At 46.1% G+C, this 10,636-nt stretch carries 8 protein-coding genes, 1 tRNA gene and 1 pseudogene; 6 read left to right on the top strand and 4 right to left on the bottom strand.

The annotated features are described in order from the left end of the window. Positions 1 to 201, bottom strand: a pseudogene (locus IM485_RS06940) (Uma2 family endonuclease); the annotation flags it as partial. Between the two features lie 276 nt (positions 202 to 477). On the opposite strand from IM485_RS06940, the gene IM485_RS06935 reads away from it, so the two are divergent. Beyond that, on the top strand, positions 478 to 948 hold the full coding sequence (locus tag IM485_RS06935) for a DUF29 domain-containing protein (protein ID WP_104395358.1): 471 nt from the start codon (positions 478 to 480) through the stop codon (positions 946 to 948). Between the two features lie 54 nt (positions 949 to 1,002). Further along, positions 1,003 to 5,175 carry a DEAD/DEAH box helicase gene (locus tag IM485_RS06930; protein WP_287742153.1) on the top strand — a complete coding sequence of 1,391 codons (4,173 nt, stop codon included), beginning with the start codon at positions 1,003 to 1,005 and terminating at the stop codon, positions 5,173 to 5,175. A gap of 18 nt (positions 5,176 to 5,193) precedes the next feature. On the opposite strand, the gene IM485_RS06925 is transcribed toward IM485_RS06930, so the two are convergent. Further along, positions 5,194 to 6,408 carry an aminotransferase class V-fold PLP-dependent enzyme gene (locus IM485_RS06925; RefSeq protein ID WP_104395360.1) on the bottom strand — a complete coding sequence of 405 codons (1,215 nt, stop codon included), beginning with the start codon at positions 6,406 to 6,408 and terminating at the stop codon, positions 5,194 to 5,196. A 280-nt stretch (positions 6,409 to 6,688) separates the two neighbouring features. On the opposite strand from IM485_RS06925, the gene IM485_RS06920 reads away from it, so the two are divergent. Both IM485_RS06920 and IM485_RS22670 read left to right on the top strand, forming a co-directional pair. Then, positions 6,689 to 8,122 carry a TM0106 family RecB-like putative nuclease gene (locus tag IM485_RS06920; RefSeq protein WP_104395361.1) on the top strand — a complete coding sequence of 478 codons (1,434 nt, stop codon included), beginning with the start codon at positions 6,689 to 6,691 and terminating at the stop codon, positions 8,120 to 8,122. Between the two features lie 102 nt (positions 8,123 to 8,224). After that, positions 8,225 to 8,467, top strand: a complete 243-nt coding sequence (locus IM485_RS22670) for a hypothetical protein (protein WP_004163988.1) — start codon at positions 8,225 to 8,227, stop codon at positions 8,465 to 8,467. Between the two features lie 10 nt (positions 8,468 to 8,477). Here the strand turns inward: IM485_RS22670 and IM485_RS06915 are convergent, their stop codons facing one another. Then, the gene (locus IM485_RS06915; protein WP_002760482.1) at positions 8,478 to 8,858 is read right to left on the bottom strand and encodes a hypothetical protein; all 381 of its coding nucleotides are present in this window, start codon (positions 8,856 to 8,858) and stop codon (positions 8,478 to 8,480) included. 240 nt (positions 8,859 to 9,098) lie between these two features. On the opposite strand from IM485_RS06915, the gene mtnB reads away from it, so the two are divergent. Then, positions 9,099 to 9,716 (top strand): methylthioribulose 1-phosphate dehydratase, encoded by a 618-nt coding sequence (gene mtnB / locus IM485_RS06910; RefSeq protein ID WP_287742148.1) that lies wholly within the window; start codon positions 9,099 to 9,101, stop codon positions 9,714 to 9,716. A gap of 47 nt (positions 9,717 to 9,763) precedes the next feature. On the opposite strand, the gene IM485_RS06905 is transcribed toward mtnB, so the two are convergent. After that, a tRNA-Cys gene (locus IM485_RS06905) sits at positions 9,764 to 9,834 on the bottom strand. Positions 9,835 to 9,968: 134 nt separating this feature from the next. On the opposite strand from IM485_RS06905, the gene IM485_RS06900 reads away from it, so the two are divergent. After that, the gene (locus IM485_RS06900) at positions 9,969 to 10,304 is read left to right on the top strand and encodes a hypothetical protein (protein WP_043998728.1); all 336 of its coding nucleotides are present in this window, start codon (positions 9,969 to 9,971) and stop codon (positions 10,302 to 10,304) included. Positions 10,305 to 10,636 lie beyond the last annotated feature (332 nt).

Raw genomic sequence — 10,636 nt, 5'->3', positions numbered from 1 at the left:
CGGTCCAGTAATTTTCTTATCTTGGACGGGATACCAGAGCAGATCTCCGGCAATAAAAACCTGAGGAGAATTAGCAAAGAGAATCTCAAGATTTTCTTTGATTTTAACGATCCATTCGTATTGTTCGGTATTATCGGCCATCGGTTTACCGTCACTATCGGGGTATTCAATATCTGGATCAATAGCTGGTGTAAAGGTCATAATTTCTGCTCTGAGGTTATTTGTCTGAAAATTAAATTCTAGCAGTGAGGTTATCTTTCCCCTCTAGTCCCAAAATAACATCGCCAATAAGGTTGCTCAAAATGTTTGTGTACTTTTGTTAAAAAGAAAAAGTTTTTTTGACAAAAAGAACAACTTATGCTAAGGGATAAATCTCTAACTTGACAAAAATTCCCCGCACTAGAAGCTGATCGAGGATAGCGATCGAGCGTTATAATCGAGCCATTACCCCGCGCTCCCGGTCGGGATGAGAAATCTATGATGACCGCTCTCTACGAAGAAGATTTTGTTCTCTGGACAGAAAAAACCGCCGAACTGTTAAAGCGAAAAGAGTTCGACCTGGTGGACTGGGAAAACCTGATCGAGGAAGTGGAGTGCATGGGAAAAAGCGAGAGACAGGCAATAACGAGTTTATTAACCGTTTTAATTGAACACTTGCTAAAACTATCCTATTGGGAATCGGAAAAAGAACGGAATGCCCGTCACTGGATAGTGGAGATCGCGGCTTTCCGATCGCAATTAGAACAAAAAATAGATAGTGCCACCCTCGTCAACCATGCCCGCGATTCTTGGGAAAAAGCCTATTTAACCGCTAGAAAATCCCTGATTAACGCCAGAATCGTCGATAAAAATGCGATTCCCCTAGAGTTTATATTCACTCTCGAACAGGTATTAGACGGGGACTGGTTCCCGATCGATATCGAACCTTTTTTGGAAACCCGTCCATAAATTGCAGTCATATCCCCGCAAAAAGATTAGGATTATCAGCGAATATAACCGAATATGAACGATATCGAGCAACTCCGCCGCCAACTCATCGAACGCTACCAACAATTATCGGCACTAGATCAGGTGATCGTCCGTTTTTTTTCCCTAATCTATGAACCGATCGCCCGCAGCACTTTTCTAGACTGTTTAAATCAAGCCCATTACCGCGACGAGAACAACCGGCGATTTAACGGCCAAACCCTGAAATCCCATTTAGATATCCTCCTAGAAGCGGAAGTAATCACCCAGGACAAAGGCTACGGGCCGCGCTGTCATCCCCTCCTCGTCGAGATTGCCAGCCGTGATAGCGTTAGTAAAGGAGAATTCAAGCGTTTTGCCGAGATTATCAAGGCAAAACTGGCGCAACCCCGGACTCGTTGGGATGAAAGCCTAGTTTTTCAGGGAAAAGAGCAATTAATCCGAGAAATCCGTCTGGCCATCTATAGTCAGGATTTCGACTCGATCGAACAACAAATCGCCGATTATCAGAAAACCAGCTATTCTTCCTCAAAAACCAGCCTAGAAGACCTTCTCATCCTCATCTACGATAACCCCTTCGATGGGGATTGGTTACGGACGCAACCGACCAAATTTCAAGCCCTAGCACTAAATAGCATTCTTGTCAAGGCTTTTGAAAAAATAACTCGCGCTGATGGAGCTTTTTCCCTCCTAGAAGAACTCTGTCAAGACCAGACCAGTGTTTCCGAAGGCCATTTGTGGCTCGAACAGGCAATCATCCGAGGACAAAGCGATAAAGTGCGTCGGTATCTCGATCGCCCCTTCCCGGAAAGCCAAGCAGCAGCAATCGGGGCGATACGGGGTTGGATTGCCTTTCTAGGCGGGGAAAACAGCAAAGCGATCCAAGAATACACCCTCGCCCTTAAAGCCCTAAAAAAAGCCAAAGGAAAACAAAAAATCTATTTTTCTTCGATTAGCGGCTTCTCCTTTATTTTCGCCCTCCTCAAAGAAGGAACCCCCGAACGTCTCGCCGAAGCCGCCAGCTATACCAGTTGGGTGACGCGTCAAAACGATCATCCTTTCCGCCCTATCTATGCCCGTCTGGAAAAAATCATCGCTGCCCGTCAGGGAGATATGCAGGCCAAAGACGCAATCATCGACGCGACGATCAATCCCTACCAAATGGGCCAGGGTCTAGAGACTCTTATCTATAGTATCTGTCTCTACTGGATGAGTAGCGACATCGCTAAAAAACATCTGCCCCGCCTACTCTTGCCCCTCTACAAAGATGCCAAGGCGGCCGGCTACCATTGGTTAGCCCTAGAAACCGGGGCCCTACTGTCCCGACTCGATCGAGTGCCGGAAGCGGAGGTGGTTATAAAATGGCATCTCTCTTCCCCCCTGGTGGATGCGATCGAACCCCAGGAAGCTTGGCAACTGTGCCTGAATGCCTTGACTAATCTGTGCGCGCCAACACCAACCCCGGGTAAATCTAACCCCGTCGTCCGCCTTGCTTGGTTTCTCTCTATCCATTCCGAGGATTATTTCCTGCAACCAAAAGAACAGAAACTCGACGCGCGGGGTAATTGGAGTCGCGGCCGTCCCGTCTCCCTTAAACGTCTGCGAAAAACTGGGGAAATTGACTATTTAACCCCGCAAGACCTGAAAATTTGCGCCCATATCTTCGTGGAATCCAGTTACTATGGCCAGAACGAGTATCACTTTGAGCGCCGGGCCATTATCGAACTGATCGGTCATCCCCTGGTGTTTTGGGAAGATTCCCCCAGAACGCGGGTAGAAATCGTCGCCGGGGAACCAGAATTGCGAGTAAGAAAGGAAAAATCGGGTAAATTAATCCTCTCTTTACTGCCCGATCTCAGCGATCACCAAGAAGTGCTGATTTGGAAAGAAACCCCCACTCGCATTAAGGTAATCGAAGTCAAGCCAGAACACCGAAGCATCGCCGACATTATCGGCAAAAGCAACCGCCTAGAAGTCCCCGACAAGGGCCGGGAAAAAGTCCTGGCCGCGATCAATTCCCTGTCCGGGATGGTGACAGTACATTCCGATATCGGCGGAGGAAAAGCAGCCCGGTCAGTGGCAGCCGATAGTCAACCCCGGATTCATCTCTTACCGGCCGGAGAGGGTTTAAAAGTGGCGGTTCTCAGCCGTCCTTTTGGGGCAGCTGGTCCCTATTTCCAGCCTGGAAAAGGGGGAGAAACAGTAATCGCCGAGATCGAGGGGGAACGGCTGCAAACAACTAGGGATCTGGCCCTAGAGAAAAAACTGGCCCAAACAGCGATCGATTCTTGTCCGATCCTGATCAGTTTTGAGGAAGAAAACGGGGAATGGCGGCTAGAAAATCCAGAGGATTGTCTAGATCTACTGCTAGAATTGCGGGAATTAAGCGATAGCGTCCTCGTGGAATGGCCAGAAGGAGAAAAATGGCGGGTGTCGCGTCAGCTTCGATTACAAGACCTACACCTAAATATCCACAGTCAACGGGATTGGTTTGCCGTCAGTGGGGAACTGCACCTAGAGGAGAAATCAGTCCTGAGTATGCAGGAGTTGATGAAATTGCTAGAGGGAGCGCCGGGGCGGTTTATTCCCCTCGGAGATGGTCAATTTCTGGCATTAACCGAGGCATTTCGGGAACGGTTACAGGAAATGCGCGCTTTCTCGGAAAAGTCCGGCGACGGTTTGCGGTTTCATCCCTTCGCTGCCCCGATTCTCTCGGAACTCACCGAGGAAGTGGGACAACTCAAGGCCGATAAACGTTGGCGCGATAATTTACAACGCTTTCAGGAGAGTCAGGATTTTACTCCAGAAGTCCCCTCAACTCTACAGGCAGAATTGCGCGACTATCAATTGGAAGGCTTTCGCTGGTTAGCTAGGCTGGCCCGGTGGGGGGCCGGGGCCTGTTTGGCCGATGATATGGGATTAGGGAAAACTTTACAAGCTCTGGCAGTGATCCTAACCCGCGCCTCCGAGGGACCGACTTTAGCGATCGCTCCTACTTCAGTATGTTTGAACTGGATTAGTGAGGCGGAAAGGTTCGCACCCACCTTAAATATCATCCAATTGGGAACAGGCGATCGGCAAGCACTACTCGATCGACTGCAACCTTTTGATCTGTTGGTCTGTAGCTATGGGTTATTACAGCAGGAAGAAGTGGCCACCATGTTGGCCGGGGTGGAATGGCGGACAATCGTTCTCGATGAGGCCCAAGCGATTAAGAATTTCTCCACCAAGCGATCGAAAGCAGCAATGAATCTGCGGGGGGATTTTAAACTAATCACCACAGGAACACCGATCGAGAATCATTTAGGGGAATTATGGAATCTTTTCCGTTTTATTAACCCCGGATTGTTGGGATCCTTGGAAAGTTTTGATCGCCGTTTCGCCACCCCGATCGAAAAATACGGCGATAAAACCGCCCGCGAACGGTTAAAAAAACTGGTGCGGCCTTTCCTTCTCCGGCGCACCAAAAACCAAGTTCTGGCGGAATTACCGCCGCGTACCGAGATTTTAGTCCCGATCGAGTTAAGCAGCGAGGAGAATGCGTTTTACGAGGCCTTACGGCGGCGTGCTTTGGAGAAATTAAGCGAGAGTGACAGCACCGCCGGAGCGAAACATCTCCAGGTACTGGCAGAGATCATGAAATTACGCCGGGCCTGCTGTCACCCGCAGTTAGTGGCTCCGGATTTGGATTTAGCCGGCTCGAAATTGTCCCGTTTCGGGGAAATTCTGGATGAGTTATTAGATAATCAGCATAAAGCGTTGGTATTTAGTCAATTTGTCGATCATTTAGCGATTATCCGCAGTTATCTCGATCAAAGACAGATAAAATATCAATACCTCGATGGTAGTACCCCAGCCAGCGATCGGCAGAAACAGGTGAAAGCGTTTCAAGCAGGGGAAGGGGACGTATTTTTAATTAGTTTAAAGGCCGGGGGGACAGGATTAAATCTCACCGCAGCCGATTATGTTATCCATCTTGATCCCTGGTGGAATCCCGCAGTGGAGGATCAGGCTTCCGATCGCGCTCACCGCATCGGCCAAAAACGTCCGGTGACGATTTATCGCTTAGTGGCCAAGGATACGATCGAGGAAAAAATTGTCGATCTGCACCACCATAAACGCGATCTTGCCGATAGTTTATTGGAGGGGACTGACGCAAGCGGCAAGTTATCCACTGACGAATTATTACGCTTAATGGCCGAGGGATAAAAATATCCCCGACGCGGTTTAAACTAACTTTTTGATAGCTGCTACTAACTGCTCGATTTCTGAGGGCAAAGTGAAATAATGAACACAGGCACGCACACAGAGGGGGTCGAGGAGAGTTCGCAGTAAAAACCCTTGTTTTTCTAGCTGTTGCACTAAATTTTGTGGGCTGATGGCCGAGTCAATTTGAAAGGAAACTAAACCGGATTCTGGCGGAGAATTTTTTAAACATTTCACCCCTTTAATTGTGTTTAATTCTCCCCAGAGATAAGCCGCTAATTGACAGATTTTTTCGTATCTTTGTCCCCCATCACCCCAGGCGTTATGTACCGCAATAGTTGCCCTTAAACCCTCAAATTGAGGATAGGCAGAAGTGGCCACTTCAAAGCGTCTAGCATCGGGTTTCCAACCGATAGGCTGTCCTTGCTTATCTGTTTCAATACCTCGCCAACCGATAAAAGTGGGCTGTAAACTAGGGAAAATTTCGGGACGAATATACAATCCTCCCACACCGGCCGGTCCACACCACCATTTATGACCTGTAAAAGCATAACAATCGGCGGCAGTGGCGCTTAAATCCAAGGGCAAACAACCCACGGATTGGGCAGCATCCACCACCACTAAAACGGGTTTTTCGGTGACAGAATTATCATGACAAAGCTGCGAGATTTCCTTGAGGGGTAAAACCTGTCCAGTATTCCAGAGAACATGACTGACCACCAAAACCCTAGTTTTGGGACGTAAATGAGCGGAAATCACTTCTATCGGGTTGCCGCCGTTTAAAGTTTCCCGAATAGGACAAGTGGAGATTTCCAGATGATAACGACGGGCAATTTCCCGAACCGTGGCGATAATTCCGGGGTGTTCACAATCGGTTAGTAAAATATGTTCCCCCGCTTGCCAATCAACCCCCCAGAGGGCGATATTACAGCCTACAGTGACATCCTCGGTGATAGAGATAGTGCTGGAGCTAATTCCCAACTCCTGAGCCATTTCTTGCCGTAGAAGTTCCGTTTTTTTGGTAATCCAATCGTTTACCCGTCCTGAAAAAGGCCCCTTTTGTTGGAGAAAATTATAGGCATCGATAATCGCTTCTAATCCCGCCTTGGGCAAGGTTCCCTGACCACCGAAATTAAAATAAACTTTATTGCTAAGTCCCCGAAATTCCTGTCTTTGTTCGGCTAAATCCGGTTTACTAACGGCGAAATCGAGGCTATTTTCGTCTAAATTCTGCATAAGCGAGGAGATGGGGGGTCAGTTATCAGTTATCAGTTATCAGTTATCAGTTAGAAGGTGTTGGGTTTTGGGGTTTTAGGGTTTTAGTTGAATTCCCCATTTCCCCACTTCCTGACTCCCAACGACCGACGGCTGAATTCTATCGACGGATTAAGTCGCAATTGTCACAATAGTATTAGAGTAGAGGAAACACACTTGGGAATGTTTCCTTTTTTTAAGTTTATTATTTTTTACTTTACTTCACTGGTCCAGGAAAGCTTAACTTTTCTCCTTGTATAGAATGCTACTGACCGATGATCTACTTCTAGACTACCAACGTTGTCAACGCCGTGGGTTTTTAAATCTCTACGGCAATAGCCAAGAAAAAGACCCTGAGCGAGATTTTTTGCTTAAATTGCGCCAAGAGAGTCAAAGTCACGTTAAAAAAGTCCTACAAGACTCCTATCCCGATTATTGTTCCCTGACTACTCCCACCAGCGATATTTTAGCCGCCGCTAGGGAAACGGAAGCTTTGATGGGTCAGGGGGTACCCTGTATTTATCACGGAGTCCTGTTACAATCCGGCTATCCCGTCTCTTTAACCGGTTCCCCCCATTTATTAATTAAACAGGCAGGAAAGTCGAAATTTGGCGATTGGATTTATTATCCCCTCAATATTCAACTCGGTCGCCGTCCTAAGCCTGAATATAAGATGCTGGCTACTTTTTACGCCTATTTATTGGCCGGTATGCAGGGAGTTTTTCCCAATTACGCAGAAATTGTCCTACGTCGTCATAATCGCTATCGGGTGGAATTGAATCTCTGGTTAACTAAACTAGAGGAAATAATCAAAAAGTTCGGTGAAATGGTGATTAATCACCAAGAACCAGAAGTTTTTATCTCGCGTCAGCGTTGCAGTTTATGTCATTGGTATAGTCACTGTTATGGTATCGCCCAAGCGAGTCAACATCTTTCTTTAGTCCCGGGGGTAACTCCCAGTCGTTACCAATTTTTACAGTCTTTGGGGGTTTCCACCATGGAATCCCTGGCGCTTACCTGTCCTACCCGTATGGGGGAGGGGATGGGGTTAGAGGTGGCTAATCAGTTACAATTACAGGCCCAAGCAATTATTGAAAATCGGGCCTTTCGCAAAAGCAACGGGAAAACTGCTTATTTGTCTCCCCTACCGAGGGACGAGATTGAATTTTATTTTGACATCGAAGCGGAACCAGAACAGAATTTAGATTATCTTTTGGGGATTTTACGGGTTGACCATCGAGTTAATACCCAGCAATTTTATCCCTTTTTGGCGGAAAAGCCGGAAGATGAAGGCAGGATTTGGCAGGAATTTTTAACCTTAGTCATGCAGGATTATCAAGCACCCATTTTTCACTTTTCTGAGTACGAAGTGGAAACAATTAAGCGATTGGGTTATCTTTATAAAACTCCTTCCTCTTTGATTAATCAGTTAGTTTCTCGCTGTTTTGATCTGCACTATCAGGTAGTTAACTCGGTAACTTTTCCCGTGGAAAGTTATTCTTTAAAATCCCTCGCTAACTGGATTGGCTTTCAATGGCGCGATCGAGGAGTAAGCGGGGATCAATGCGTTTGGTGGTATGACCAGTGGTTAAAAACAGGAGATCGGACTTTATTGGCGGCTATTTTGCGTTACAATGAGGATGATTGTCGCGCCACCTTTATACTAAAAGATTGGCTTGTAAACTTTTTAATTTGATTCTAAAGATTTATGACAAATAGGGGGGAATGTAACCGCTGCTACCCGTAGCCGTCAAGGGGAAATGATAGGCTATGGATGTGAAAACAGTCCCCTCACCCAATGGTGATCCCCATGTTCTCCCCACTCTTTCCCCTTCTACTCCTACTGCTTTCCTTCCTTAGTCTTCTCTGGTATCAAAAGACCGATAATGATATTTTTAAAGCTCTTGCCGTTAGTAGTTTGATTTTTGCAATTATTTGGGGCTTAGTTCTCGTTCATTGGTCAATTCACCTGCTGGGACTGCTGTTATTGTTAAAATTCAGATCCCCCGCTTTCAGTTTAGTGCGCGTGCCTAGATGGTGATGGTTTGACCCTAATCTTCTAACTGTCCGGTAGGTACTTCGATCGCCTGTACATCGATCGTACCGGGAGGGGTGAGAATAATAAACTTACCCCCTGCCACTTTTAACGGTTCACCACAGTTAGGACATTGGCATTCCGTGCGATTAAAACCCGTAAATTCGTAGCTACAGACGGGACAGCTATCTTCAACTAAATTGCGTCGCAACCACCAGCGAAAAATTCCCCAAGCAATGACGGGCGAAATGATTAGGAATGCCACGAGAATTAAAAACCCATTGACTAACCAACCTAGTCCGATCGAGCCTAACAACAATCCGACTAAAATTAAAGATAAGAAACAACCCAAACCAGAATCATTGACAGAATAGCTACGGAAAAAGTTGTTATTCACGGCTCAACCCTCGATTCATCAAAGCTGCAATTATCTTTAACCTAACACATTCCTAACACATTGCCACGATTAAATCTTCCTTTTTGCTCACCGGTTACTAGCTCTATTCTGCCTTGGGTTTAGTTTTGAGCGAGATTATCCGGAATAAACTACCTCAACCCGCTATGCTGAGGAGTGGTTCGTCTGCGGGCTTCAACTTGTTATAATAGTTACTCCCTATCCACCATATCTCTAAAAACCATGAGCGATCCTCGTCCGTCTCTAGTTGCCGCTGCCCGAAGATTTTATCAACTGGGTTGGATGCTTGGCACGGCAGGTAATTTGTCCGCTAAAGTTGATGATCATAGTTTTTGGATTACTGCCAGTGGTAAAAGTAAAGGTAAACTCACAGAAGAGGATTTTGTGCGCGTGGATCTGACGGGAAAAGTCAGAGAATTAGCTCATCGGGATAATCGTCCTTCGGCAGAAACTAGCATTCATCAGGTGATTTATCGTCTCTTTCCCCAAGCGCAAGCTTGTTATCATGTCCACTCGGTGGAAGCGAATTTAGTTTCCCGTTTTGCTCGCGAGGACAAGTTATCGTTACCTCCCTTAGAAATGTTGAAAGGTTTAGGTATTTGGGTAGAAAATCCCCGAGTATTTATGCCAGTTTTTGCTAACTATCTCGATGTGCCGAAAATTGCCGCAGAAATAGAGAGTAGATTATCAACTTTCCCCCCAGAAATTCCCGCTTTACTGATTTCTTACCATGGCGTGACGGTGTGGGGTGAGTCTCTAGAAACTACCGAGAATTATTTAGAGATAGTCGAGTATATTTTTCGCTATTTAGTGGCAGCCTATCAAGTAAAACCTTGGTAAACCTTCATTTAGACAAGGTAATAAAAGAAAGATGCCGATATTTTCCAAGGCGCCACCCAGATTCGAACTGGGGGTAAAGGTTTTGCAGACCTCTGCCTTACCACTTGGCGATGGCGCCGATCAAGCAGTATTTATCGTAGCATAACAGATGACAGTTTGCCAAGAGTGGAACCCAAGAGTCAAGCGATCGATCTATAATTTATGGAGCGGTTCTCTAATCTAGTGGGGGATTTTAGGCTTAAAAAAGCGATTATGATCGGAAATCAAAGATATTTACTAACTTTTATCGGTTTATTAGCTTTATCCTTGCCAGTACAGGCTAATAATGCCGTTTACCTTAGCCAAAGTTCTAATATTGCCACGACTTTCGACAGTTATCGTCAAGAATGTTTACAAAGAGCGCGTGGGGAGGGGTTAGCTGCTGATGTGGCAAAAGATCTATGCGACTGCACGATTAAAAAATTCCAAGCTCGTTACAATCTACAGCAATTCCGCGCCCTCGTGCAGAAGTCGAAAACTGATAAAGCTGCCGCTAGGACTTTATCCAGTGTGGGAGAAGCTTGTTTTGATGAGATTTTGTATGAATAGCAGTTATCAGTGATCAGTTATCAGTAAAAAGTTATCAGTTATTAGCTTTTTCTCTCCCTTCTTCCCGCTCCCTTCTCCCTTCTCCCCAATTCATAATTCATAATTCATAATTCCCCTTTCCCCTCTCCTAGGGTGTTGAAAACGCTTACAGACCTTTTTAACCGCAAACACGCACCCTACAAGCTGTATTAAGATTAAACTAATACAAGTATATCAGAGGCGGTAAGAGTGGGTTTAGAACTAAGAGTTGCAATTTGAATGGCTGCTAGTGTACCTGTCCCGTCCCCATCAAAGAATAGTCTTCCAGTGATTGTATTATAAATCAAGCGATT

This window comes from Microcystis sp. M169S2, assembly GCF_020245865.1.
Lineage (GTDB): Bacteria > Cyanobacteriota > Cyanobacteriia > Cyanobacteriales > Microcystaceae > Microcystis > Microcystis ichthyoblabe_A.
The sequence above is the reverse complement of the archived record's forward strand: the minus strand, read 5'-3'. Positions and strand labels throughout refer to the sequence as shown.

Bases quoted from the DNA above. Each gene is read 5' to 3' on its own strand.
- IM485_RS06935 (WP_104395358.1), top strand. From the start codon at position 478: ATGATGACCGCTCTCTACGAAGAAGATTTTGTTCTCTGGACAGAAAAA.
- IM485_RS06930 (WP_287742153.1), top strand. From the start codon at position 1,003: ATGAACGATATCGAGCAACTCCGCCGCCAACTCATCGAACGCTACCAA.
- IM485_RS06925 (WP_104395360.1), bottom strand. From the start codon at position 6,408: ATGCAGAATTTAGACGAAAATAGCCTCGATTTCGCCGTTAGTAAACCG.
- IM485_RS06920 (WP_104395361.1), top strand. From the start codon at position 6,689: ATGCTACTGACCGATGATCTACTTCTAGACTACCAACGTTGTCAACGC.
- IM485_RS22670 (WP_004163988.1), top strand. From the start codon at position 8,225: ATGGTGATCCCCATGTTCTCCCCACTCTTTCCCCTTCTACTCCTACTG.
- mtnB (WP_287742148.1), top strand. From the start codon at position 9,099: ATGAGCGATCCTCGTCCGTCTCTAGTTGCCGCTGCCCGAAGATTTTAT.
- IM485_RS06900 (WP_043998728.1), top strand. From the start codon at position 9,969: ATGATCGGAAATCAAAGATATTTACTAACTTTTATCGGTTTATTAGCT.